Annotated in this window: 23 protein-coding genes; 10 read left to right on the top strand and 13 right to left on the bottom strand. The window is 73.3% G+C overall.

Annotated features, from left to right (window positions below; translation table 11 throughout):
* Positions 1 to 96: 96 nt before the first annotated feature.
* A complete protein-coding gene (locus P5G50_RS02830) occupies positions 97 to 309 on the top strand; it encodes a hypothetical protein (protein WP_301211535.1) in 213 nt (70 codons plus the stop codon).
* A 23-nt stretch (positions 310 to 332) separates the two neighbouring features.
* Positions 333 to 764 carry a hypothetical protein gene (locus tag P5G50_RS02825; protein WP_301211533.1) on the top strand — a complete coding sequence of 144 codons (432 nt, stop codon included), beginning with the start codon at positions 333 to 335 and terminating at the stop codon, positions 762 to 764.
* A gap of 280 nt (positions 765 to 1,044) precedes the next feature.
* Here the strand turns inward: P5G50_RS02825 and P5G50_RS02820 are convergent, their stop codons facing one another.
* From P5G50_RS02820 to P5G50_RS02805, 4 genes are all read right to left on the bottom strand, one after another.
* Positions 1,045 to 1,236, bottom strand: a complete 192-nt coding sequence (locus P5G50_RS02820; RefSeq protein ID WP_301211531.1) for a hypothetical protein — start codon at positions 1,234 to 1,236, stop codon at positions 1,045 to 1,047.
* Between the two features lie 19 nt (positions 1,237 to 1,255).
* Positions 1,256 to 1,603: a type II toxin-antitoxin system CcdA family antitoxin gene (locus P5G50_RS02815; protein ID WP_301211528.1), complete on the bottom strand. Its 348-nt coding sequence runs from the start codon at positions 1,601 to 1,603 to the stop codon at positions 1,256 to 1,258.
* The gene (locus P5G50_RS02810) at positions 1,600 to 1,899 is read right to left on the bottom strand and encodes a hypothetical protein (RefSeq protein ID WP_301211527.1); all 300 of its coding nucleotides are present in this window, start codon (positions 1,897 to 1,899) and stop codon (positions 1,600 to 1,602) included. Before P5G50_RS02810 ends, P5G50_RS02815 begins: the two co-directional genes overlap by 4 nt.
* A gap of 164 nt (positions 1,900 to 2,063) precedes the next feature.
* Positions 2,064 to 2,771, bottom strand: coding sequence for an HAD family hydrolase (locus tag P5G50_RS02805; RefSeq protein ID WP_301211908.1), 708 nt, complete (start codon positions 2,769 to 2,771; stop codon positions 2,064 to 2,066).
* Between P5G50_RS02805 and P5G50_RS02800 the strand changes: the two genes are divergently transcribed.
* Positions 2,770 to 3,606: an SDR family oxidoreductase gene (locus P5G50_RS02800; protein ID WP_301211525.1), complete on the top strand. Its 837-nt coding sequence runs from the start codon at positions 2,770 to 2,772 to the stop codon at positions 3,604 to 3,606. The two genes, P5G50_RS02805 and P5G50_RS02800, sit on opposite strands and share 2 nt — an antisense overlap.
* 508 nt (positions 3,607 to 4,114) lie before the next feature.
* Here P5G50_RS02800 and P5G50_RS02795 read toward each other — a convergent pair.
* A complete protein-coding gene (locus P5G50_RS02795) occupies positions 4,115 to 4,363 on the bottom strand; it encodes a hypothetical protein (protein ID WP_301211522.1) in 249 nt (82 codons plus the stop codon).
* Positions 4,364 to 4,487: 124 nt separating this feature from the next.
* Here P5G50_RS02795 and P5G50_RS02790 point away from each other — a divergent pair, with 124 nt between their 5' ends.
* On the top strand, positions 4,488 to 5,039 hold the full coding sequence (locus P5G50_RS02790; protein ID WP_301211519.1) for a GNAT family N-acetyltransferase: 552 nt from the start codon (positions 4,488 to 4,490) through the stop codon (positions 5,037 to 5,039).
* A 314-nt stretch (positions 5,040 to 5,353) separates the two neighbouring features.
* On the opposite strand, the gene P5G50_RS02785 is transcribed toward P5G50_RS02790, so the two are convergent.
* Together P5G50_RS02785 and P5G50_RS02780 are read right to left on the bottom strand one after the other, a co-directional pair.
* Positions 5,354 to 6,388: a Gfo/Idh/MocA family protein gene (locus P5G50_RS02785; protein ID WP_301211517.1), complete on the bottom strand. Its 1,035-nt coding sequence runs from the start codon at positions 6,386 to 6,388 to the stop codon at positions 5,354 to 5,356.
* Between the two features lie 208 nt (positions 6,389 to 6,596).
* Positions 6,597 to 7,613 carry a Gfo/Idh/MocA family protein gene (locus tag P5G50_RS02780; RefSeq protein WP_301211515.1) on the bottom strand — a complete coding sequence of 339 codons (1,017 nt, stop codon included), beginning with the start codon at positions 7,611 to 7,613 and terminating at the stop codon, positions 6,597 to 6,599.
* A gap of 128 nt (positions 7,614 to 7,741) precedes the next feature.
* On the opposite strand from P5G50_RS02780, the gene P5G50_RS02775 reads away from it, so the two are divergent.
* Together P5G50_RS02775 and P5G50_RS02770 are read left to right on the top strand one after the other, a co-directional pair.
* The gene (locus P5G50_RS02775) at positions 7,742 to 10,606 is read left to right on the top strand and encodes a glycosyl hydrolase 2 galactose-binding domain-containing protein (RefSeq protein WP_301211511.1); all 2,865 of its coding nucleotides are present in this window, start codon (positions 7,742 to 7,744) and stop codon (positions 10,604 to 10,606) included.
* Positions 10,607 to 10,610: 4 nt separating this feature from the next.
* Positions 10,611 to 11,552 carry a phosphodiesterase gene (locus tag P5G50_RS02770; protein ID WP_301211509.1) on the top strand — a complete coding sequence of 314 codons (942 nt, stop codon included), beginning with the start codon at positions 10,611 to 10,613 and terminating at the stop codon, positions 11,550 to 11,552.
* Positions 11,553 to 11,654: 102 nt separating this feature from the next.
* On the opposite strand, the gene P5G50_RS02765 is transcribed toward P5G50_RS02770, so the two are convergent.
* The 6 genes from P5G50_RS02765 to P5G50_RS02740 are packed head-to-tail and all read right to left on the bottom strand — an operon-like array spanning position 11,655 to position 19,797.
* Positions 11,655 to 13,238, bottom strand: a complete 1,584-nt coding sequence (locus tag P5G50_RS02765; protein ID WP_301211506.1) for a stealth conserved region 3 domain-containing protein — start codon at positions 13,236 to 13,238, stop codon at positions 11,655 to 11,657.
* A 49-nt stretch (positions 13,239 to 13,287) separates the two neighbouring features.
* Positions 13,288 to 15,030: an ABC transporter ATP-binding protein gene (locus tag P5G50_RS02760; protein ID WP_301211504.1), complete on the bottom strand. Its 1,743-nt coding sequence runs from the start codon at positions 15,028 to 15,030 to the stop codon at positions 13,288 to 13,290.
* A complete protein-coding gene (locus tag P5G50_RS02755) occupies positions 15,011 to 17,020 on the bottom strand; it encodes an ABC transporter ATP-binding protein (protein ID WP_301211502.1) in 2,010 nt (669 codons plus the stop codon). Before P5G50_RS02755 ends, P5G50_RS02760 begins: the two co-directional genes overlap by 20 nt.
* Positions 17,021 to 17,069: 49 nt before the next feature.
* A complete protein-coding gene (locus P5G50_RS02750) occupies positions 17,070 to 17,711 on the bottom strand; it encodes a class II aldolase/adducin family protein (RefSeq protein ID WP_301211500.1) in 642 nt (213 codons plus the stop codon).
* Entirely contained in the window at positions 17,708 to 19,003 is a 1,296-nt protein-coding gene (gene otnK / locus P5G50_RS02745; protein WP_301211907.1) for a 3-oxo-tetronate kinase, read from the bottom strand. Before otnK ends, P5G50_RS02750 begins: the two co-directional genes overlap by 4 nt.
* On the bottom strand, positions 19,003 to 19,797 hold the full coding sequence (locus P5G50_RS02740; RefSeq protein WP_301211498.1) for a DeoR/GlpR family DNA-binding transcription regulator: 795 nt from the start codon (positions 19,795 to 19,797) through the stop codon (positions 19,003 to 19,005). The genes otnK and P5G50_RS02740 overlap by 1 nt, the downstream gene beginning before the upstream one ends.
* 70 nt (positions 19,798 to 19,867) lie before the next feature.
* Here P5G50_RS02740 and P5G50_RS02735 point away from each other — a divergent pair, with 70 nt between their 5' ends.
* From P5G50_RS02735 to P5G50_RS02720, 4 genes are read left to right on the top strand one after another with little or no spacing between them, the layout of a single operon-like run.
* Positions 19,868 to 21,406, top strand: coding sequence for an FGGY family carbohydrate kinase (locus tag P5G50_RS02735; protein WP_301211496.1), 1,539 nt, complete (start codon positions 19,868 to 19,870; stop codon positions 21,404 to 21,406).
* Entirely contained in the window at positions 21,403 to 22,317 is a 915-nt protein-coding gene (locus tag P5G50_RS02730; RefSeq protein ID WP_301211493.1) for a hypothetical protein, read from the top strand. Before P5G50_RS02735 ends, P5G50_RS02730 begins: the two co-directional genes overlap by 4 nt.
* On the top strand, positions 22,317 to 23,201 hold the full coding sequence (locus P5G50_RS02725; RefSeq protein WP_301211491.1) for an aspartate/glutamate racemase family protein: 885 nt from the start codon (positions 22,317 to 22,319) through the stop codon (positions 23,199 to 23,201). Before P5G50_RS02730 ends, P5G50_RS02725 begins: the two co-directional genes overlap by 1 nt.
* Positions 23,198 to 24,724, top strand: a complete 1,527-nt coding sequence (locus P5G50_RS02720) for an alpha-amylase family glycosyl hydrolase (RefSeq protein WP_301211489.1) — start codon at positions 23,198 to 23,200, stop codon at positions 24,722 to 24,724. Before P5G50_RS02725 ends, P5G50_RS02720 begins: the two co-directional genes overlap by 4 nt.
* Position 24,725 lies beyond the last annotated feature (1 nt).

Genomic DNA, 24,725 nt, shown 5'->3' with positions numbered 1-24,725 from the left:
GCTCCCGGTGGGCGGGAGGCGCGGGAGGGTACTCCGCGGCCTCGCGCTGCTGAACCCCCCTTGCGCGGGCGGGCGCGCAGGCGTTCTCTGACCTCCATGAGCGACACGAGGAACGACGAAGAGCCGGTCACCGGCAACGACCCGACCAACGGGCTCGCCGGCGACCTCGAGGGTGACGACGGCGGCGCGGTGGACCCCACGGCCGACCAGAACACCATCCAGGACGTCATCACCGATCTCGACCCCGACGAGGGGATCGAGGAGACCGGCGACGGCACCACCTCGTACAGCGAAGAGGGCAAGCCGTAAGGCGGCCCAGGAGGGAGCAGCGCATGAGCGACACCAGCGGACTGCCGAACACCGACGCCGAGGGCGTCCCCGCGGAGGAGCATCCGGAGCGTTTCGAGCAGGGTCCAGGAGGGGCCTCCGGGACGGCCGATGCGCCGGACACGTCCGAGTCGGACGTCGCGGGCGCCGAGGAGGACGGCTCCGACACCGCCGCGGGCGCCGAGCGCGACGCGCAGGCGGCCGAGCCGGCCGAGACCGAGTCGGGTCAGTCGGGCGACACCGGCGCCGGCGGCGGCGGCGCGGGCGACCGCGTCTCAGCGCCGGGTGAGACCGGAGTGGCGCCGGAGGGTGCGGAGGATGTGACGACAGCCGCGACCACCGGCTCCGACAGTGCCGAGCCTCCGCCCGCCGACTTCGACCCGGCCCAGCAGCCCTCGAACCCCGATCTGGTCGGCAACACCGAGCCTCCGGACTGATCGGGAGCCCGGAACGACCGGGCCACGAGCCACCGGATCACGCCTCGATCCGGTCCCGACGGCCCCGCCTCTCATCCCAGGGCGGGGCCGTCTTCTCGTGGGCGTCTTCGTGCGTGCTGCGTGCCGCCACCATCCGTTCCGGGCTTGTGTACGCCCGGAGCCGGCGTGTTGCGGGCAGAGGTCCGGGAGCGATGGCGATGCGCGGGCCGGAGACGCGGGCGCGGAGACGCGAGCGCGGAGACGCGAGCGCGGCGACGCGAGCACGGCGGCACCGGGCGGGTCAGCGGCGGTTCGTCAGCATCCAGCCCGCGCCGAAGGCCAGCCCGACGACGCACAGCACGGCGCCGACGAGCCACAGGGGCACGCCGCCGGGGCCGTGCGGCACGACCAGGCCGACCACGAAGAGCACGGCGCCGACGTTGAGCAGCACGGCCGCGATCCAGCCGAGGGTCCTGCGCAGCGCCGCGTTCATCCGGGCAATCGTAGCCCGCTCAGTCGCGGTCGATCTGCTCCAGCAGGCGCTTGGTCTCGCGCGCGATGTCGTCGTGATCGTTCTGCGAAGCCCGGCTCTCGAGCGAGATGACCGCGCAGCGGTGCACCTTCGAGAAGTCGCCGTACGGGAAGCTGAACCGGCCCTTCGTCTCCTCGCTCTTGTCGGGGTCGACGCCGAGGTGCCAGAGCGAGTACTCGTCCCAGCCGTGCTTCTCGATGAAGCGGTTCTGCTCGTCGGTGCTGGGTGCGTGCTCGCTCCAGTCGTCGCGCTCGTCGCGCACGACCTCGCCCTGCTCGACCAGCTTGCGCGCGTGCTCCAGCGCCTCCTTGTTGAGCCGGACGCTCACGACTCGCCCTGGTTCCCGGTCGGCGCGGTCTCGGCGTCGAGCGCCTCGTTGATGATCGCGGCGACCAGGTACTTCCAGTCGGAGCCCTCATGGAGGGTGTCGACGTAGCCGGGCAGCACGGCGCCGAACACGGGCTCGTGCTCCTCACCCTCGGCCGAGACGCGCACCAGCGTGCCGAGCTCGGCGTGGGACTCGTCGAGCACCGCCCACCGGCCGGGCGCCTTCTTCTCCACGTGGAAGATGCGGTCGCGGTACGGATACCGCACGCTGGACATCTCGAGCTCGCTGGCGGTCATCGCCTCCCCCTTCCTTCGGCCGCCGGTGCGGCGGTCCTGGCTCGCATCCAACGCCGCTGCCGCCGCGTTGGCAAGAGCGGACCGGCGCCGGGCAACCGTCGAGTACGCGCGAATTCGCCCGGAAACGCTCGAGTACGCGGATTGTCCGCGTACTCGCGGGTTGGTCAGAGCAGGCCGTCGAGCCGGTTCAGGAGGTCGCGGGGGTCGTCGAAGACGTCCACCGCTCCGGCGTCGATCAGCTCCGACGGCCCGACGCCGCCCGAGAGCACGCCGGCCCCGCGGATGTGTGCACGGGAGGCGGCGGTGAGGTCCCAGACCGAGTCGCCGATCATCAGCGCCTCCGACGGGCCGACGCCCGCCCGTTCGAGCGCCACCTCCAGGATGCCGGGGTCCGGCTTCGCGGCATCCACGTCGTCGGCGTTCGTGGAGGCGTGGATGGCGTCGTCGGCGTCGATGGTCGCCCGCAGCAGCTCGAACTCGTCCTGGGGCGCGGAGGTCGCGAGCACCACCTTCACCCCGCGTCCCGCGATCTCCCGCAGCAGCTCGGCGGTACCGTCGAACGCGCGCAGCCGGTCCGACTGCTCCTTGTAATACTGCGAGTGGAGGTCCTTGGCCCGCTCCTGCCACTCGTCGTCGCGCGGACCCACGACGGCGGCGAGCAGGCGCGCCGAATCCATCCCGATGGCCCGGTGGATGCGCCACGCGTCGGTCGGCTCGCCCAGCTCGGCGAGCGCGCGCTGCCACGCGTCGACGTGCAGGTAGTTGGAGTCGACGAGCGTGCCGTCGATGTCGAAGAGCACTGCGGAGACGGTCATGCTCCACAGGTACCACCCCTTGCGTCGCGCCGGGATGGGGTGGACCGTGCCCGGCATGGCTGACACGACCTCCTCATCCCCGTTCACCGCCCCCCAGCTCACCGCGCCCCGCACGGCCATCGTGACCGGGTCCGACTCCGGCATCGGCCGGGCCACGGCGGTCGCGCTGGCGCAGGCCGGCCTGGACGTCGGCATCACCTGGCACTCCGACGAGGACGGCGCGAAGGAGACCGCGCGCCTGGTCGAGCAGGAGGGCCGCCGCGCCGTGATCGCACAGCTCGACACCACCGACGCTCCCGCGTGCGGCGACGTGGTCGACCGCATGGCCGAGCAGCTCGGCGGCTGCGACGTCTTCGTCAACAACGCGGGACTCAACGGCGGGACGCCCTTCTTCGAGACCGACTGGGAGACCTGGCGCACGACCGTCGCCGGCGACCTCGACGGCGCGTTCGTCTGCATCCAGCGCATGGCCCGGCGGATGGTCGATGCCGGACGCGGCGGCCGCATCATCGGCGTGACCAGCGTGCACGAGCACCAGCCGCGCGTCGGCTCGGCCGCCTACGACGCGGCGAAGCACGGCCTCGGCGGCCTGCTCAAGACGCTCGCCCTGGAGCTCGGCGAGTACGGGATCACCTGCAACGCGGTCGCCCCGGGCGAGATCTCGACCCCGATGAACGATGCGGAGGATGTGGACCCTCACGAGCAGCACCGCCCCGGCATCCCGCTGGGCCGCCCGGGGGACGCCCGCGAGGTCGCGGCCGTGATCGCATTCCTCGCGTCTCCCGCCGCGTCGTACATCACCGGCGCGTCGCTGGTCGTGGACGGTGGGATGCTGCAGATGGGACCGCAGGCGGGGTCGCACCTGGTCTCGGACGACTGGCGGCGGCTGTAGGCGCGTCGCGCGTCGCGCGCCCCGGTCAGCCTCGACGGGCAGCCGTCGAGTACGCGGAAAGTCTGCGTAGTGGGCAGTTCGCGCGCCCTTTCGTGCGTACTCGCTGGTTGCCCGGGAGTGAGGCTGGCGTCGTGCCCGGGGGGAAGGGGCACGACGCCAGGGTCTCCACGGCGGTGATCGGCGCGCGGTGATCCGCGCGGGCGCCGATCAGGGCGCTGGTCGCATGCGTGGGACGCTACGCGGCGGACGGAGGGGGCGGGCCCCGTTGCTCGGGGAGGTATGCGGGCGTAACGTGCGTGCGACAGGTGACGGCGAGCGTGCGGGGGCGGCTGCGGCTGGCGTGGCGGTGTCGTTCGTGTCGCGGCTCCCGGTTGTGTGGCGGCTCCGGCTGGCGTGGCGGTGCCGTCCGCGTCGCGGTTCCCGGTTGCGTGGTGCCTCCGGCTGGCGTGGCGGTGCCCGCCCGCGTCGGTGCCCGAGACCGCCGGGTCCGGCAGGGCGTCCGGGACGGTCAGTTGAAGATCGCCCACTCCGATCTGTCGAGGCGGGCGCGCTGTCCGTCGATGACCAGGTACCAGGCGTCCTCGTCGCGGTGGAGATACTCCGCAAGGATGGTCTTGTACTTCCACTCCCCGCCCACTTGACTCCATCGGATCAGCGAGATCAGCTGGCCCTGGCGGAGGTACGGCACGGCGACGAAGTCGTCGTGGACTTGCGGTTCTGAGCGGCCACCGTGGCGCCCCATCCTTGGAGTGCTCATGTCCGAATGGTAACTCTCGCGAAGAATAACCGGAACACTTGAAATGAAATAGATCAAGTGTCATGAGAATCACTCGCAGAGCCGCGCACTCGCGCAGTACAGCGCACAGTGGCAGGGTGACGGGATGGACGCGTTCCCGCTACGGATCGAGTTGCCCGGCCACCCCGGCGCCACCCTGCGCCGCCTCGAGAGGGACGACCGCGCGATCGAGCTGGCGCTCGCGCGCGTGCCCGACGTCCCCCCGCGAACCATGTACCCGGCCGATCTGGACGACGCCGGCGCCCGCCTCCGCGCCGAGCGCAACGTGGCGGCGGCGGAGGCCGGCAGCGGCATCCGATACGTGATCGACGACCGCGGATCCGCCCTCGGCACGGCGGGCATGGGCCGCAGCGATGTCGGCTTCGAGGTCTTCTACGCCCTCCTGCCCGAGGGTCGCGGCCGAGGCCTCGCCACCGCGGCGGTCCGTGCGCTCGCGTCCTGGCTCGCCGACCAGGGCGAGAAGGTCCTCTGGCTGAGCACGCTCGTCGGCAACGACGCCAGCGAAGCAGTCGCCGAGCGCTGCGGCTTCACCCGCGACCACTCCGGAACCCACCTCGACGGCCGCCCCCTGACGGCCTGGCGGCTCAGCCTGCGACCCCCTCACGCATCGGAGCCGCAGGCAGACACCCCCTCCTGAGCGCCCAGCCGCCGGTTACCACCCGAGCCCCTGCGGCCGCCCTTGCCTCAGCCTGCGAGCGACCGTTGATGCCGGGAGGATGCGACATCTCCTCCGCCGCGTTACTCCTCCGTTCCCTGCGCGTGCCGGCTCGGTTAGCGCTTCAACCTCCGTTCTCTGCATCATCGACCGCTCCTGCTCCCGCTCCCGCTCCCGCTCCCGCTGGCGCTGCCGCTGCCGCTCCCGCTCCCGCTCGCGCTGGCGCTGCCGCTGCCGTTGTCGCCGCAGCCACCGCCGACGACCACGCGGCTCCGCCCGCTCCCCGGCGACCCCTCCTACGCCGACACCAGCGACCCGACCGGGGCGATGGTGCGCGTGCGGGCGGACTCGTAGGCGCCGAGGATGATGCCGAGGACCTCGATGCCCTCCTTCTCGGTGTGGAGGGGGCGGGTGCCGTCGAGGATGCTGCGGGCGAAGTGCTCGATCTCGGCGCCGAACTCGTGGACCGGTTCGAGGTCGAGCGTCGTGGGCTCTGCGTCGCCGCGGCGGCGGTAGCTGAGCGTGGTGCCGTCGCTGGTGAGGCTGCCGAGCTCGCCCACCGCCGAGAAGCGCTCGGTGCCGTCGGCCGGCTGGTAGGCCCAGCTGGTGACGATCGTCCCGATCACGCCGTTGTCGAAGCGGACCAGGACGGTGGCGGAGTCCTCACCCTCCATGAAGGAGAGGCGGTGCGTCGCCAGCATGGCGGTGACCTCGACCGGGGAGCCGCCCGCCAGGTGCAGCAGCAGGTAGGTCGGGTGGTAGCCGGTGTCGATCAGCTCGCCACCCCCGCTCGTCGCCGCGTGCGCGCGCCAGCCCATGTTCGACGGGTCGAAGTCGTTGAAGAACGAGTCGGTGGTGCGCACCTCGTACACCCGACCCAGCACGCCTGACTCGATCAGCTCCTTCGCCTTGGCGACGGCCGGAAGGAACAGCTGATTGTGGGCGCACATGAGGGTGACGCCGGACTCCTGGACCGCCGCGGTGACCTCCGCCGCCTCCTCGGGGGAGAGACAGAGTGGCTTCTCGCAGAGGATGTGCTTGCCGGCGCGGGCCGCTGCCACGATCGCGTCCTTGTGGAGGTGGTGCGGCAGGCAGATGTCGACCGCGTCGATGTCGGCCTCGGCGAGCATCGTCGCGTAGTCGGCGAAGATCTGCGCGCCGGAGTCGCCTGCGCGGGCTTCCGCGCTCTCGCGGACCGGGTCGGCGACGGCGGCGAACGTCACCGTCTCCGGGTTGCGGAGGTAACCCGCGACGTGGGCTCCGGCGATGCCGCCGGCGCCGATGAGGCCGATGCGGACAGTGCGTGCTGGGGTGCTGTGGGCGATGGTCATGTCGATGCTCCTGACGTGTGTGTGATCATCCTCGGCGGGCCGGGCTGCTGCCGGGCAGAGGGGATGCGAATCGGTGGAGAAGTGGGGTGAGTGCGCGGTCTGTGGAGAGGTTCGGACGCTCTGGTGACGGCCGTGGGACACCGATACAAAAGGTGTGACCCGTCGGGGCGAACGCTCCGCGGACGTAAGGGGGAACGATGAATCCGTCTCAGCGCACCGGCGCTGTCGCGGTCGCCGCCGACCACGCCACAGCACGCCCGGCTTCGGCCGAGGCGTTCGCCGCGACGACGGTCCGCGTGAGCGCGACCGCGTGCTCCAGGTTGTCGTCGGCCGTCGTGCCGTCGTGGATGTGCTGCACCCACTGTGCGAAGGCGCCCGGCCGGCTTTCCGGCAGCGGGATCTCCTGCCACTCGTCGCCGAAGTCGCCGCCCTTGGCCAGGAGGCGCTCGCCGCCGAAGCCGAACATCACTGATGCCCGCGTGCCGCGCAGCTCGACGGTGAAGGCGCCCGGTGTCGTGACGACGCTCGCCTCGAAGACGCCCAACCGTCCGCCGGGGAACTCGGCCGTGACCACGGCGTTGTCCTCGACGCGACGGCCGGTGACGCTTCCGTAACTGGCGGTGACGGTCAGCGGCTCGGCCCGGTGGTAGAGCCGGGTGAGGTACGCCGGGTGGCAGCCGAGATCGGTGAGCGCGCCGCCGGTGGCCTCTGCCGGGTCGGCGAAACGCTCCGGCAGCCAACCGGCGACCCAGCCGTCGTGTGCGAGGCGGACGCGCGAGTACGTCAGGTCGCCGAGGGATCCTTCGTCGAGGATGCGCTCGATCGCCACGGTGTAGTCGTCGTAGAGCCGGGGGAGCGACACGACGAGCGCGACACCCGCGGCGGAGGCGCGGTGGACGAGGTCCTCGGCTTCGTCCACCGTGGGGGCGAGCAGCTTCTCGGTGAAGACGTGCTTGCCGGCCGCGACGGCACGGGAGATGACGTCGTGGTGGACGTCGGTGGACGTGGTGATGGTGACGCCGTCGAGGTCGGGCCGGGCGAGCAGCTCGTCGAGGTCGGCGACGAACTCCACGCCGAATTCCTCGGCGGCGGCCCGGCCGCGCTGCTCGTCGTCGTCCCAGACGGCGACGAGCGCCGTGTCGGGGTGCTGCTCGGCGGCGCGCGCGTAGTCTCCCGCGTGCACATGCCAGAAGCCGATCGCTGCCACTGCGAGTGGATGGGACATGCCTGTGAAGGCCTCCTTGCCTGGGGTGCGGTGCGCGCGAACACGTCACTCTAACTTCTGCTCCTCGCCGAGCGGAAGTGTCGGAACAGAAATTGTGGGATCGATTGCAGATTTGGGAGGATCGAGCGGTGCGAGCATCGACGACGATCACCGTGGACGGCGACGGCTGGACCGTGCGCGAGGCACTCGGCGACACGGCCGAGTGGTATCTCGGCGCGCCCCTGCCCGTCGCCGGTAACAACGTGGCGGAGGCGTCGGCGGCCATCGCGGCGGCGCCCGGCTGGTTGCCGGCGACCGTTCCCGGCAGCGTGATCGACGACCTCCACCGCGCCGGGGAGGTGCCCGATCCACGGGTCGGCCGCAACAGCCGTGCGAGCGAATGGGTGGCGGAGCGGTCATGGGTGTACCGCCGGGCGGTGGAGGTGCCGGCCGGCGTGGACGCACGGGTCGCCCTCCTCGAGTTCGACGGCGTCGACCCGGGCGCGGACGTCTACTGGGACGGCGACCTGGTCGGCTCCATCGACGGCTTGTACCGGCGGGGCCGCTTCGAGCTGACGGCCGCGCAGACCACGCCCGGACGCCACAAGCTGGCTCTGCACGTGCTCCCGGCGCCGGCCTCGGAGCCGCAGGTGGGCCGCACGGAACGCGTCCGCGTGCACGCCCCGCGCCTCGGCTACGGCTGGGACTTCAGCCCCCGCCTCCGCCACCAGGGCATCTGGCGCAGCGCCCGGCTTCGGTTCGGGGATGCGCTGCTGCGCGAGGTGGAGGTGCGGGCGCGGGTGGAGCCGCAGCACTCGGCCGAGGCAGTGGGTGCGACCGGTCTCGAAGGCGTTGTGGAGGCGAGGTGGGAGGCGCCGCTGATCTCGGGCTCCGCAACCCCCGCCTCCCGCGTCACGATCACGGTCATGCCGGAGACCAAACCGAACGATATGTCGCAACACGCCGCCGGTGGTAGGGACGACACGGCACGTCCCGCCAACTCGATCGTTGAGCCGGCCACGGCAGTGGCGGCGACCGGCGCGGGCGCGGTCGATGCGGCTGTCGCTCCGACCGACATCGACGGTACCGAGGCCACCGCGACCGCCACCGAAGCGAACGGCATGGCGAGCGCGACCGTGACCGCACCGACCCGCTCCGGCACCGCCACCCTCCGTCTCCCTTCCCCCGCCCTCTGGCACCCCAACACAGCCGGCTCCCAGCCGCTCTACCGCGTCACAGTCACCCTCACCGACGCCGATGGCCGCGTGCTCGACAGCACCTCACGGCTCACCGGCTTCCGCACGGCCGAACTCGTCCGCAACGAGGGCGCTCCCGCCGACGCCCGCGGGTATACCGCCGTCGTCAACGGCACGCCCGTCGCCATGGTCGGCTGGAACTGGACTCCTGCGGACACGCTGTTCGGCGCCATCCGGGATGAGACCGTCGAGCACCTGCTCGGGCTGGCAGCGGCCTCCGGGGCGCGGATGGTGCGGGTCTGGGGCGGCGGGCTGATCGAGTCCGAGCACTTCTATGAGACGTGCGACCGGCTCGGGCTGCTGGTGTGGCAGGAGTTCTCGCAGTCCAGCTCCGGTATGCAGAGCGCGCCGAGCACGGATCCGGCCTTCGTCGCGCTCATGCGCGAGGAGGCGGAGGCGATCGTGCCGACGCGCGTGCACCATCCCTCCCTCCTGGTCTGGGGAGGCGGCAACGAGCTCGACGAGGGAGGGGTGCCGCTCGACGACACCCGGTCGCCGGTGCTCGCGGCCCTGCATGAGACCGTGGAGGCACGCGATCCGGGGCGCTCCTGGCTGCCGACCTCGCCGACCGGGCCGGAGTTCCACAACCGGCTCGACCGCATCCGCGCGAACCCCGGTGGCCAGCACGATGTGCACGGGCCGTGGGAGCACCAGGGGCTCGTGGCGCAGTACGAGCTGTACAACGCCGGCACCAACCTCGCGCACTCCGAGTTCGGCGTCGAGGGGATGACGAACCTCCGCTCGCTGGAGGCCCTCATCCCCGAGCCCGACCGCTGGCCTGCCGACCGCACCAATCCGGTGTACCGGCACCTCGGCGAGTGGTGGAACAACGCGACGCAGGTGAACGCGCTGTTCGGCGCACGCCCCCGCGACCTCGAGACGCTCAACCGAGCGTCCCAGCTGCTGCAGGCGACGGGACTTCAGTACGCAGTGGAGGCAGACCGGCGCCGTTGGCCGCGCAACGCGATGGTGCTGCCGTGGCAGTTGAACGAGAGCTTCCCGAACGCGTGGTGCACCGCCGCCGTGGACTACCGCGGAGAGCCCAAGCCCGCCTTCCATGCGGTGGCGCGCGCCTTCGAGAGGCGTCGGGCGACGCTGCGCGTGACGCGGGCGGTGTGGGCCGGCGAGCAGGAGGCACGGGTGGAGGCGTGGCTCTGGGCCGAGGACCCGGTGGCGGCGGGCTCCACGGTGACGCTGCGCGTGCGGGGGCTGCGGGGCGAGGTGTTGGCCGAGGAGAGGGGGCGCGTGGAGGTCGTCGACCGGCCCGTGTTCGCGAGCGACCTCGCGGTGCCCGTCGCCGACCTGCCGGAGGTGTTCCTCTGGGAAGCGGAGTGGCGTGACCCGTCGGGCGCCGAGATCGACGTGGAGCGGATGATCGCGACCACGACCTCCGACTTCGGCGCGCTGTTCGATGTGCCGCAGACGACGCTGGAGGTGGAGGCTGTGGCCGGCAGCGTGCGCGTCCGCAACGTCGGCGGGGCGGCGGCGCTCACTGTGCGGGTGGTCGACGCGCGGCCGGCCGCCGCACCCGGCTGGCTGCTCGCCGGGGGTGATCCGCGTCCGCTGCTTCCCGGGGAGGAACGAACGCTCACGGTCGGTTGGTCGCACGCACAGCCCGGCCCGGCGCGCCTCGAATCCTGGAACGCGCCTCCCCTTGTCGTCGCGCCGCAGGCCACGGCGCCGCGTACGATCGACCCCCGCCTTCCGGAAACGCACCGCGTAGGTTCACGGCCCGTTCAGAATGCGGTGGTGCAATAAGAACGTGAAGACGCGAATCGCGGAGTATCCGCGGCCCGACCACTTCCTCCTGCACATCAGCGACACGCATCTGCTCGCCGGCGGTGAGCAGCTCTACGGGTCCGTCGACAGCGAAGCCCACCTCCGCGCCCTCCTGGGTGACGTCGAGGCGTCTCGCGGCAGGCCCGAGGCCATCGTGTTCACCGGAGACCTCGCCGACCGCGGGCAGCCGGACGCGTACCGGCGCCTCCGCGAGCTGGTCGAGCCGGCGGCCGAGCGGATGGGCGCCCGGGTGATCTGGGTGATGGGCAATCACGACGAGCGCAACGCGTTCCGGCACGGGCTGCTCGACCAGGCGCCGCAGCTGCAGCCCGACGGCGAGGCGCGGCCGATCGACGAGGTCCACTGGCTCGGCGGCCTGCGCATCATCGTGCTCGACTCCACCGTCCCCGGCCACCACCACGGCGACATCAGCGAGTCGCAGCTCGACTGGCTCGCGGCCGAGCTGTCGATCGACGCGCCGGAGGGCAGCATCCTCGCGATGCACCACCCGCCGGTGCCGAGCGTGCTCGACCTCGCGGTCTCGGTCGAGCTGCGCGACCAGGCGCGGCTGGCGGAGGTGCTCGAGGGCAGCGACGTGCGCGGCATCATCGCGGGCCACCTCCACTACTCCTCGACGGCGACGTTCGCCGGCATCCCGGTCTCGGTGGCGTCGGCGAGCTGCTACACGCAGGACCTCAACGTGCCGGTCGGAGGGACGCGCGGCCGCGACGGCGCCCGCGCCTTCAACCTCGTGCACGTCTACCCGACGACCGTGCTGCACTCGGTGGTGCCGCTGGGCGCGTTCCCCACGCTCGACTACATCGACGCGGAGGAGTCGGCGCGGCGGCTGGAGGCGGACGGCATCCGCATCCCGGCCGCCTCGCGGATCGCCCCGCCGACGGAGCCGATCAGCGTCCTGGCCTGACGCCCCCAGCACTTCCGCGATTCGGCGCGAATCTCGGTTCTGACGCGGACCATCCCGCGATTCGGCGCAAATGTGACACGACCGCCCGCGCCGCCTTGCCCCTCACCGCTCCCACGGCGCCGCGAACGGGAAGTACCGCTCCAGGAAGTCCGTCACCGCGTGCGTCCGCTCCTCCACCGAGATCTCGGGCTTGGAGCCGTCGTTGAGGCAGAACATGTCCTGGTCGCGGGCCTTCAGCAGGCGCTTCATCGTGGCGGGCGCCTGCTTCAGCGTCGTCTCGATGTAGAGCACCTTCGCCTGCGTCTGGGTCACCGCGCGGCCGGTCATCAGCGCGTAGTAGTGGTACAGCGAGTTCGTGACGGAGATGTCGGTCGCCGACCGGAAGGGGCTCGTGGCCGTGCGACGGAAGTCTTCGGCGAACTCCTGCTCCATCTCGCGCAGCACGTCGATGCGCAGCGGGGCGGCGCAGTGCTCGAGGTGGCGCGTGGTGACGGCGCCGAACCGCTCCCAGAGCAGGCGGCGGTTGACGCGGGCCGCGTTCTCGAAGCCGCTGCGCCGCGGGTCGGACTCGCCGAGGCCGATGCGGGTTCCGGCCTCCACGAACTTCGTCACACCGCCCGGCGAGAAGAACACGTCGGGCGAGATCGGGCGGCCGATGAACATGTCGTCGTTCGAGTACAGGAAGTGCTTCGACAGGCCGGGGATGTGGTGCAGCTGGCTCTCGACCGCGTGGGAGTTGTGCGTAGGGAGGCCGCTCTTGTCGCTGAAGAAGTCCTCGCTGCGCATGATGTTGATGCGCGGATGCTCGGCATCGAGCCACGGCGGCACCGGCGAGTCGGTCGCGATGTAGATGTTGCGGATCCACGGCGCGAACATGTGCACGCTGCGCAGCGCGTACTTGAGCTCGTCGATCTGCCGGAACCGCGCCTCGTTGTCGTCGCCCTCCCCGACGACGTAGGCGGCCTGGCGGGCGGCGCGCTGCCGCTGGTACTCGGCGCTCGACCCGTCGACCCACGAGAAGACGATGTCGATGTCGAAGGCGACGTCGCTCGCGAGCGGGTCGAACATGTGCTGAAGGGTGCGCCAGCGCCGGCCGTACAGCTCCACCTCGGCCTCGACCGCCTCGCTGCGGGGGAGGGTGGTGCGCATGAGCGCGTTCGGCAGCGGCGCGCGGATCTCGTCGTCGCCGAACCGCCAGAACTCGAGCTGGAAGGCGGTCTCGGAGCCGTAACGCAGCCTCCCGATGGGCTCGAGGCGGGGGCGGTAGAGCCGCAGGACGTCGGACTTGCGCCGCGACAGCCTCCCGTCGGCGATGAGCAGCGCGTCACCGCGCGCCCCGCCGTCGACGTCGATGTCGCGCGCGTAGAACGGCTCGTCGGCGAACGCGGCCGCGAGCGCGGCGGCGACCTCCTTGCGGCGTCGCCGGTCGAGCGCGATGATCAGCCGGCCGTCGTCGCCGCGAACCAGCAGGAACTCGATCCCGGCCCCCTCCAGCGCGTCGTGCACGGCGAGCAGATCCTGGATCATCGACTCCCGCGGTGTGAAGGGCCCCGAGACCAGCGTGAACAGCCCCTTCCGCTGCACGACGTCGTCGCGGGCGAACCGGGGCGCAGCCGACCCGGAGTCGCGGGTGACGACGACGGGCTCGGGCTGGACGGAGAGGGATGCGGGTGGATGCTCAGCCATACGCTCCCTACTCTAGGCGCGCGCGGGCGGCGCCGAGGGCTGTCCGCACTCACCGCCCGCCCCCGTGCCACGACGCCCACAGCTCCGCGTACGCGCCGCCCGCCGCCACCAGCTCGTCGTGGCTGCCCAGCTCGTCCACGTAGCCGTCGCGGACGACCGCGATGCGGTCCGCGTCGTGGGCGGTGTGGAGGCGGTGGGCGATGGCGACGACGGTGCGGCCTTCGAGCACCCGGTTCATCGCGCGCTCGAGGTCGCGGGCGGCGGTGGGGTCGAGCAGCGAGGTGGCCTCGTCGAGGATGAGCGTGTGCGGGTCGAGCAGTACCAGGCGTGCGAGGGCGAGCTGCTGGGCCTGGGCGGGGGTGAGCACGACGCCGCCCGAGCCGACGACCGTGTCGAGGCCCTTCGGCATCGCGGCGACCCAGCGCAGCGCGTCGACCACGCGCAGGGCGCGGGCGAGCTCGTCGCGGCCGGCGCCCGGGCGGGCGAGCGAGAGGTTGTCGGCGATCGTGCCCACGAAGACGTGGTGCTCCTGCGTGACCAGGGCGACATGGCTGCGCAGGTCGTCCAGCGGCAGGTCGACAAGCCGCACGCCGCCCACGGTCACGCGACCCGAGGTGGGCTCCGTGATGCCGGCCATCAGCCTCCCGAGCGTCGACTTGCCCGAGCCCGACGGGCCGACGATCGCCAGGCGCTCGCCCACCGCGAGGTCGAGGGAGACGCCGTGCAGCACCTCCACGCCCTCCCGGTACGCGTAGCGGACGTCGGAGGCGACCACGTGCTCGTCCGCCGGGGTCTCGCCCGTCGCGTGGCGGTCCTCCGGCACGTCCGCGACGCCGATGATGCGCGAGAGCGCGGTGGTGCCGACCTGGATCTCGTCCAGCCAGCTGATCAGCTCGTCCACCGGCGACACCAACTGCATCGCGTACAGCGCGACGGCCGTCACGGCGCCGATGGAGGCTGCGCCCGAGCCGACGAGGAACGCGCCCCACGCCAGCACCACGATCACCGGCAGGAGGAACGAGATGTCGGTCATCGGGAAGAACCACGACCGCAGCCACAGCGTGTACCACTCCGACTCGCGCCGCTCGCGCAGGGCCGCGTCGACCTTCGACCGCTGCGCCGGCGCGAGGCTCAGCGCCTCGATCGTGCGGACGCCGTCGACGGTCTCGCTGATCGCGCCGCCGAGCGTCGCGTAGGAGGCGAGCTGCCGCTGATACCCGGGGCCCGAGCGCTTGAGGTACCAACGCGTCGCCACGACGAGGATCGGGACGCCCGCGAACATCCCGACCGCCACGGCCGGGTTCACGACGAACGCCGCGACCACGGTCAGCACGGCCGTCACACCGGCGACCAGGATGCGCGGCACGCCGAACCGCACCGTCTGTGCGACCGACTGGATGTCGTTGGTCGTGCGCGCGAGCAGGTCGCCCGTCCCGGCGGCCTCGACGGTGGAGAGCGGGAGGCGCGCGACGGTCGCGAGGAACTCCTCCCGCAGCGACGCGAACACCCCCTCGCCGAGCACCATCGACTGCCGCTGCGCGAACCGCGTCAGCAGCGCCTGCGCCACGATCGCCGCGAGCAGCACGAGCGCGATGGTGTCGATGCCGGCGCTGACGAGCGTGCCGCCGGTGACGCCGTCGATGATCACGCCGATCAGTGCGGGGCCTGCGAGGCCCGCGACCGCGGCCAGCGTGTGCAGCGCGAGCACCACCGAGAGGGCGCCGCGGTGGCGGCGGATGAGGCGGGCGGCCGTCGCGCGGACGGTCGCGGTGCTAGCGATCGGAAGCAGCATCGCCGTCTCCCTTCGTGCGCTTGTTCTTCGTGGTCTTCTTCTGCTTGCCGGGCTTCTCGGCCTTGGCGGGCTTCTTGGCCTTGGCCGGCTTGTTGGCCTTCGTGCCCGCCTTCTGCGCCTGCACCGGGTGCGTCGCCGTCCACAGGGCGTCGATGGAGCCGGTCCACGCGGCGTCGAGGTCCTCGCCATCGGCGGGCTCTGCGGCGCTGATCGTGCGCGAGACGATCGCGCGGTACAGCTCGCCGAGGTCGTCCTCCTGCCGCAGCAGCTCCTGGTGCGTGCCCGTGCCCAGGACGCGCCCGCGTCTCACGACGGCGATGGTGTCCATGCGGTCGAGGAGGAGCGGGCTCGCGGTGACGACGACCGTGGTCCGGCCGTCGCGCGCCTCCCGCAGCCGCTCGGCGATCTGCGATTCGGTGTGGGCGTCGACGGCGCTGGTCGGCTCGATCAGCACGAGCACCTCGGCGTCGGTGAGCAGCGCCCGCGCGAGGCTGAGGCGCTGGCGCTGCCCGCCCGAGAAGGTGCGCCCGCGCTCGGCGACGCGCTCGTGCACGCCAGAGGGGAGGGCGTCGACCGTCTCCGTCGCGGCGGCGGCCTCGAGGGCGGCGGAGACGCGGCGGATGCGGCCGGTGGAGGTGTCCGTCCAGTCGCTTGCCCGGGCACCGGCCTCCGAACGCGTCGGCTGCACATCCAGCCCGTCGAGCAGCCGGCCGCCGAAGAGGTGCGGGTTCGCGTCGTTCACGACGATCCGCTCGCGCACCTCCCGCACCGGCACGCGGGTCGTGTCGACGCCTCCCCAGAGCACAGGAGCCTCCCGGTGCACGGCGTCGTCGAAGCGGCCCAGCCGCGTGGCGATCGCAGCAGCCTCGTCGGGGTCGGCGTCGACGATGGCGGTGAAGACGCCGGGCCGGATGAGGACGCCCGACGCCACGTCCTCGATGGCCGAGCCGAGCGGGGGCGCGTCCGCGACCTCGCCGCGGTCGCGCGCCGCGGGCCGCGTGCGCAGCACGGAGAGCACCCGTCGCGCCGAGACGACGCCGGCGGTGAACGTCTGCGCCGCCTCCACGGCGGTCCGCAGCGGCAGGACGAGGAAGGTCGCGTACCCGTAGAAGGCGGTCAGCTGGCCGGGCGTGATCGCGCCGTCGACCGCGAGGTGCGCGCCGAACCAGACGATGAACACGAGGAACGCGCCCGGCAGCAGCACCTGCAGCCCGTCGAGCCACGACTGCGTCGTCGCGACGCCGACCCCCGCGCCGCGTACCCGCTGCGACTGGCGCGCGTAGCGGTCGACGAACTCGTGCTCGCCGCCGACGCCGCGCAGCACGCGCAGGCCGACGACGGTGTCGGCGCCGAGGGTGGTCAGCCTTCCGGACTCCTCGCGCCACACCGCCTGCTTGGTGCGCAGCGGGCGGAGGAGCAGCGCGAGAACGGCCGCGACCAGCGGCACCCCGATCACGACCGCGAGCCCGAGCGGCACCGACGAGTTCAGCATGATGATCGACACGACGACGAAGGCGACGATGCCGCCGCCCAGCCGCGCGGTCACGTCGAACATGGCGCCGAGCCGCAGCGAGTCGGTGTTCACCGTGGCGACGATCTCGCCGGAGGAGGTGGTCGCGGTGATCGCCGGCCCGGTCTCTGCCGAGTGGTGGCCGATCAGCCGGGCGATGCCGAGGGAGGAGCGCAGCCAGTTCGACACGGCCATGCGGTGCCGCAGCATCCCGGCCAGCGCCTGGATGACGGCGACGACCAGCAGGGCGCCGCACCACAGCCACAGCCGGGCGGAGTCGCCGCCGACGCCCTCGTCGACCGCGCGGCCGAGCAGGTACGGCCAGACGGCCTGGCACAGCATCCACACGACGCCGAAGAGGACGCCGGCGGTGAGCGTGGCGGGCTGCCGAGCGGCCTGCCAGAGCAGGAAGCGCGGGACCGACGAGAGATGCTTCTCGCTCGGGCGCGCGGGGGGATGTGCAGCGCGGACGCCGGACACGGTGACTCCTTGGGGGAGAGGATCGAACAGGAGAGGGGAGCGCCGGGCCCTACCGGCCCGGCGGCGTGAGCGCGGCGACGGCGGTGGCGTCGAGCGGCCGCGCGGGAGCCTGCCGCAGCAGCAGGGTCAGCTGCGCCGCGGTCTCGAGCTCCTCGACCAGGTCGATCGCGGCCTCCAGGGTGGCGGCGGCGACGATCGGCCCGTGGTTCGCGAGCAGCAGGGCGGCGTGGCCGGTCGCGCGCTCGGCGACGCCGCGCGCCAGGTCGGCGCTGCCGGGCGGCGCGTAGGGGACGAGCGGTACGTCTCCCAGCCGCATCACGCGGTACGGGGTGAGCGGCGGCAGCTGGGCGTTGCCGCGCTCGTCCGGCGGCAGGCAGGCGATCGCGGTGGCGTGCGGGGAGTGGAGGTGGACGACCGCCGACGCGTCCGGGTGCGCCGCGTACATGGCGGCGTGCAGCGGCAGCTCCTTGGTGGGCCGCGGTGACCCCTCGCGGTCGGAGGGCGTGGCGGCCAGCTGCTCCTCGGTCACCGCTCGCAGCGAGGAGCCGGTCGGGGTCGCGATGATCCGGGAGCCGACGCGGAGGCTGACGTTGCCCGAGCTGCCCGGTGACAGGCCGGCGGCGGAGAGGTGGCGGCAGGCGCGGACGATCGCGGCGCGAGCCTCCTGTTCCGTGCGGTCGGCGTCGATCATGGCGCGACCTCCCACGCATCGGTGAAGAGGCCGGGGCCGCCGAAGTTGCCGGACTTGAGCAGGAGGGCGATCTCGCGCTCGCCGCTGCGCGCGACCGCCCACGGCACTCCCGGCGCCACCTGTTGGCCGACCAGCAGCCGTTGCACGCCCAGCCGCGCGGTCACCGCTCCGGAGGTCTCGCCTCCCGCGACCAGCAGGTGGCTGTAGCCCAGCTCGTGCACGGCGAACGCGGCGAGCTCCGCCAGCGCGCCTTCGATCAGGGCCGCTGCGCGCTCGGCGCCGAGTTCCGCCTGGGCGCGCGCGACCTCCGGAGCGCTGCCGATCAGCACGGGCTCGCGGTGGTCGGCGCGCGCGGCGAGGGCGTCGCGGAGGCGGTCGAGCGCGCGGTCGTCAGTGGCCAGCGCGAGAGGGTCGAGGGTGTGCCGCTCGCCCGCGAAGGCGGCGGTCTGCGCGCGAGTCGCCGCGGACGCGCTTCCGGCGAGGAGGAGCCGGCCGGTCACCGGCACCTCGGGCAGCTGCGACCGGGAGATGTCGACCCGCTGCCCCGACGCGGCGACCGCGGCCCGCGCCAGGGCCGTACCGACTCCCGCGCCTCCCGCCGCCACGACCGGTCGCGGTGCGCTGAGGATCGCGGCCGCGATCACATCGAGGTCGCCCTCGGTCAGCGCGTCGACGAGCGTGTGGCCGGCGCCGATCGCGGAGGCGACCTCGGCCGCGCCGCGCTGCACGGCCTCCCATGGCACCAGTGACACCGGCGCGGCCGTCTGCGCGGCGAGCAGCCGCACGACCGAGGAGTCGCGCATCGGCGTCAGCGGATGGTCGCGCATCGGCGACTCGGCCAGCGGCACGCCGTCGGCGAAGAGGATGCCCTCGTACTGCGTGCGCCGCGCGCCGGGCGTGGCCGGGGTGCCGACCGTGCCGTCGGCGCCCGCCAGCGCGACGAGCGCGTCGGCGATCGGCCCGATGTTGCCGGCGGGTGTGGAGTCGAAGGTCGAACAGTACTTCTGGTACAGCAGGGAGGCTCCCGCGTCCAGCAACAGCTGCGCGGCCGCCGTCGCCTCGTCGACGGCCTGGCCGACCGGCGCGGTGCGCACTTTCAGCGCGACGACCGCGCATGCGCTCGCGTCGTCGCCTCCCGCGAATACGTCCTCGTGGTGCTCCGTGGTTGGGGACGGATGGCCGGGGGCGGGAGGCGCCGGCAGCAGCACCGTCGTCGGGAGGCCCGCCTCGGCGACCCGGCCGGCGAGGTCGCAGGCGCCGGTGACGTCGTCGGCGATGGCGCCGAGGCGCATCACGAGACGCCTTCCTCCGCGAGGGCCGGGGCGACGACCATGGCCGCGCCCGCGTCGATCAGGGTCCGCACGTCGTCGGGGTCGGCGCCGGCGTCGGTCAGCACGGTGTCGACCAGGTCGAGGCCGCCGACGCGGATCGGGGCGCGGGCGCCGAGCTTCGAGTGGTCCACGAGCAGGATCGTCGTGCGGGCGACCCGCGCCAGCTCCTGCTTGAGCTCGGCGTCGAGCGCGTTCGCGACCAGGATGCCGCTGCGGTCGACCGCGGTCGCCGACAGCACCGCCACATCCACCGCGTAGTCGCCGATCGAGCGGCGGGCGGCGGCGCCCGCGAAGCTGCGCGTCTCGGGCTGGTACACGCCGCCGATGCCGATGAGCGCGATGTCGGTGCGCTCGATGGCCGACTGGATGACCGGCGCCGAGTGGCTGATGATCGTGGTCCCCGGCCGCACCATCCCGGCGAGCGGGGCGACGGTCGTCCCGGCATCGAGGGCGACGGTCTCCGCCCCCTCGAGCATGGCGAGGCAGGCGGCGGCGATGGCGCGCTTCTCGGCGCTGCCGGTGCCGGCGCGCTCATCGAAGGGGCGGCCGTGGCCGAGGCCGGGAAGGCTCGCGCCGCCGACCACGCGCCGGGCGAGGCCGTCGTCCTCCAGCTGGCGCAGGTCGCGGCGGATCGTCATCTCGGAGACGCCGAGCTCCTCCGCGACGCGCGACGACGACACGTAGCCCTCGGCGGCGAGCCGGCGGAGCAGTTCGTCGCGGCGGGCGGGGGCGTCGGTGTAGCGCACGGCATCCATCCAACCGGCTTCTCGAAGCGCTTGTCAATCTTCTAACAAATCTTGACGCGATTGTTCAGAAGTGAACAGAATGAGGGACGTGACCTCCGCCTCCCCCGCTGCCATCGGCGTGGACGTGGGCACGACCAACACCAAGGTCGTGCTCGCGTCCGTCGCGGCCGACGGCGGGGTGACGACCGAGCGCGTGTTCAGCCTCCCCACTCCCGAGCGCGGCGCTGCGCTTCAGGAGGCCGTGGTCGCCGCGATCGCGGACGTCACCGCGGCAGCGCCCCGGCCCATCGCCGCGATCGGCGTGGCCTCGATGGCCGAGTCCGGCGCCCTGACGACCCCCGACGGCTCCCCGCTGGGGGAGCTGCTGCGCTGGACCGACGCGCACGTTCCCGGGCACGCCGAGGCAGCCGCCTCCCTCGTCGCGCAGGCGGGAGCCGCCGAGCTGTACGCGGCGACGGGCGTACCCGTGCCCGCGAAGTCGCCGCTCGTCCACTGGCTTCGGCTGCGCGTCTTCGGCGACCCCCGCACCGAGCGGGCGCACTGGGCCGGCGCGGCCGACCTGGTCGTCACGGCCCTGACCGGGGAGGCCGTCACCGACCACACGCTCGCGGCCCGGACGATGGCGTACCGGCTCGGGGAGCCGGCCGCGACCTTCGACGCGGACCTCCTCGCGCTGATCGGGCTCACGCCCGACCGCTTCCCCCGCGTCGCACGACCCGGTGAGGCTGCGGGCGTCGTGCGCGCCGACGTGATCGATGCGCTCGCCGGAGTCCCGGTCGTCGTCGCCGGCCACGACCACGCGGTGGGCGCGTGGGCGGCGGGCGTGCGGAGTCCCGGGCAGGCCGCCGACTCGGTCGGCACGGCGGAGGCGCTGCTGCGGGTCGGCGACGAGGTCCCGCGCGAGGGCGCGCGGCTGAACGGCATGAGCATCGCGCGAACGGTCGACGGCGCGCACGAGACGCTGCTCGCCGCGAACCCCACCGCGGGCGCGTTCGTCGCGTGGGCGCTCGAGGAACTCCTCCCACCGGGCGCGGCTCGTGACATGGTGCCGCAACTCGGCGCGGAAACCCGCGACGAGTCACGACTCGGCGAGCGGTCCGCGGCGTGGCGCGACGACCTTCAGCGGCAGGCGGAGGCCGTGGCCGCCTCGGCTGCCCCGCTCACCTCCTTCGTCCTCCCGTACCTCCGCGGCCGGCAGGCCCCGGCGCCCGACCCGCACGCGACAGTGCGCAGCATCGACGGCCCGCCCACGCTGGCCGGTGTGCTCACGGGCCTCGCCCTCCAGCTCGCCTGGCTGGACGCCGCGCAGACCGACCTCCTCGGCCCCCGCGACCCCGAGCTGCGCGTGCTCGGCGGCCCGGGCGCGGCCAATCCCGCCTGGCGCCGGGTGAAGGAGCGGATCATGCCCGGCAGCCTCCGCCCGGTCGTCTGCGCGGAGCCCGTCGCCACCGGGGCCGCGCTGCTCGCGCTGCGCGCGGCCGACACCATCGACCCCACGACCTCGCTGCCCCTCGGCTCCGCCGCGGGCAGCGTCCACCCCGCCGCCGCGGCGGGCGATCCGGCGCTGCTGGGCGCCTTCATCGCCGCGGCGACGCAGCCCGAGAAGGAACCCGCATGACCGACACCGCCGTCCCCGGCGCCGCTCCCGGCGCCGCCCTCGACCTCGCCGCCATCGCCCGCCCGAGCGGATCCCTCGCGATGGTCGCGATGGACCAGCGCGAGAGCCTCCGCCACATGTTCGACCTCGCCGGTGCCGGCCGCCCGGCCGACGACGTGCTCATCCGCTTCAAGCTCGATGTGGCGGAGGCGCTGGGCCCGCTCGCCTCCGGCTTCCTGATCGATCGCCACTACGGCTTCGAGGCGGTGCGCGACAGCCTCCCCGCCTCCACCGGGCTGATCCTCGCCGCCGACGCCCTCACCCAGGAGGACGGCGGCCCGGTCGAGGAGACCGCGCTCGACGAGGTGGTGCTCTCGCAGGTCGACCTCGACGGCGTGGTCGCGCTGAAGCTGCTCGTCATCTGGCGCCGGGACGAGAAGCGGCAGCAGCGCGTGGAGCTGGTGGAGCGGTTCATCGCCGAGTGCCGCGCCCGCGGTGTACTGTCGGTGCTCGAGCCGGTGGTCCGCGCGACGCCGCGCGAGCTGGACGAGGGCAGCTGGGAGCTGGATGCCGCCATCCGCGAGGCTGCCGCCGAGCTCTCCCCGCTCGGCCAGAGCCTCTACAAGGTGCAGGTCCCGCTGTCGGGCACCGGCGACGAGGCCGAGCAGCGGGCGGCCAGCGAGCGCCTGAACGCGGCGATCACCGGCCCGTGGGTCGTGCTGTCGCAGGGCGTCGACCGGCCGGCGTTCCTGCCCGCGGTGGAGGCGGCGTGCCGCGCCGGCGCGAGCGGCTTCCTCGCCGGGCGCGCGCTGTGGAGCGACGTGGTCGGCCGGCCGGACGTGCCGTCCGCCCTGCGCGAGCTGTCCGTCCCGCGGCTGGAGCGCCTGATCGCGGTCGTGGACCGCGAGGCCCGGCCCTGGCGGGAGGCCTGATGCCGACGGTCGGCCTGCTGCACACGGTCCCGGCGCTCGCCGCGACCTTCGACGGGATGCTCGCCGCGGCGTCCGGCTCGTCCGGGCTGTCCGGGCTGTCCGGGCTGTCCGGGTCTCGGCTCGACCGCGAGCACGTGGTGGACGCGTGGATGCTCGAGACGGCGATCCGCGAGGGCGTCACCCCCGAGGTGGAGGCCCGCGTCGCCTCCCACCTCCACCACCTGGCCGCGTCGGGCGCCGACGCCGTGCTCGTGACCTGCTCGTCGATCGGGGAGGCGGCGGAGGCCGCGGCGCTCGGGCTCGACATCCCGGTCGTGCGGGTCGATGCCGCGATGGCGGCGGAGGCGGTGCGGCTGGCGGGCGGGCTGCCCGCTCCTCACATCGCGGTCCTCGCGACGAACACTGCCACCCTGGGCCCCACCACCCGGCTGCTCGAGCGCGAGGTGGCGGCGCAGGGCTCGTCCGCGACGGTCGCCGCCACGGTGGTGGAGGGCGCTGCCAGCGCGCGCGGCGCCGGCGACCAGCAGACGCACGACCGGCTCATCGCCGATGCCGTGCGCGCGGCCGACGCCTCCGTGATCGTGCTGGCCCAGGCCTCCATGGCCGCGGCGGCGGAGGGCGCGGGCGTCGACGTGCCCGTCCTGACCTCTCCGGAGGGCGGCGTCGCCCGCCTCCTGGAGTCCCTGACCCCGCCGGGCCCGGCGGCACCGGCCGACCGCGCGAACCGGTCGACGCCGCCCGGGCCCGGCGGACCTCCGCCGGCGTCCCTCGGCGGCGCCCTCCCCACCACCCCGGCCCCGGCGCCCACCACCACCTCCACCCACCCCAGCGATTTGGCGCAACACGCCGTCTCCGACCTCCCACCCCACGGAGACCACCCATGAGCGCCCGCGGCGTCGACCTCCTCGTGTACGCCGACCGCCTCGGCGGCGACCTCCCGCGGCTGCGGTCGCTGCTCGACGGGCCGTTCCGCGACTTCGCGGGGGTGCACATCCTGCCGTTCTTCGTCCCGTTCGATGGGGCCGACGCCGGCTTCGACCCGATCGACCACGCCGCCGTCGACCCGCGCCTCGGCGCCTGGGACGACGTCCGCGCCATCGCCGGCGACAGCGGGAACGGCCGCGAGGTCACCGCCGACCTGATCGTCAATCACGTCTCCAGCGCGTCCGCCGAGTTCGTCGACTGGCTGGCCCACGGCGACGCGTCCGCGCACGACGGGATGTTCCTCGCTTTCGACACCGTGTTCCCCGACGGCGCGAACGAGCACGACATCACCGCGTTCTACCGACCGCGCCCCGGCCTCCCCTTCACCGCGTACCGCATGGCCGACGGGCGGCGCCGCCTGGTCTGGACCACCTTCATGCCGTCGCAGATCGACCTCGACGTGCGCAACGAGCGCGCCCGCGACTACCTGCGGCGCATCCTCGCCGCCCTCCGCGCCGGGGGCGTCACGACGGTCCGGCTCGACGCCGTCGGCTACGCCGTCAAGACGCCCGGCAGCGACTCGTTCATGACCGCGGAGACGCTGGTCTTCGTCCGCGAGATCGTCGCCATGGCGCGCGAGGCGGGCCTCCGCGTGCTCGTGGAGGTGCACGCCCACTACTCGCAGCAGCTCGCCATCGCACCCCTTGTCGACCTGGTCTACGACTTCGCGCTCGCGCCGCTGCTGCTCCACTCGCTCGGGACCGGCACCTCCGACCGTCTGGTGGAGTGGTTCCGCATCCGCCCGCAGAACGCGGTCACCGTGCTCGACACGCACGACGGCATCGGCATCATCGACGCGGGCCCGAGCGGCGACCGGCCCGGGCTGATCGACCAGGACGAGATGGCGGCGATCTTCGAACGCGCCGCCGTCGCCACCGGCGGGCACTCCACCATCGCGTCCGTCGTCCCCGCGTGGATGAGCCTCCCGCACCAGATCAACGCCACATTCTTCAGCGCGCTCGGCGCCGACGCGAACGCCTACCTGCTCGCCCGCGCGGTGCAGCTCTGGCTGCCCGGGCAGCCGCAGCTCTACTACGTCGGCCTGCTCGGCGGGCTGGACGACGTCGAGCTGTTCCGGCGCACCGGCCAGGGTCGCGACGTCAACCGGCACGTCTACACGCCGGAGGAGCTGGAGGCCGCGCTCACGAGTGAGGTCACCCGCGCGCAGCTCGCGCTCGTGCGGCTGCGCTCCACGAACCCCGCATTCGGAGGCCGGTTCGGCTTCCGTAGCCTGGCCGAAGCCGCCGTCGAGCTCGAGTGGAGGCTCGGCGACGAGCGCGCCTCCCTCACGGTCTCGTTCGCTCCGGCCCCCGCCTTCCGGATCGACATCGACGGCCCAGCCGGGTCCTTCTCGCTCGACACCGTGGCCTCCCTTGCGGCATTGTGGGAACGAACCCACATTCCCCCCTCCCCCACCCCGTAGG

This window comes from Leifsonia williamsii (assembly GCF_030433685.1).
GTDB lineage: Bacteria > Actinomycetota > Actinomycetes > Actinomycetales > Microbacteriaceae > Leifsonia > Leifsonia williamsii.
The sequence above is the reverse complement of the archived record's forward strand: the minus strand, read 5'-3'. Positions and strand labels throughout refer to the sequence as shown.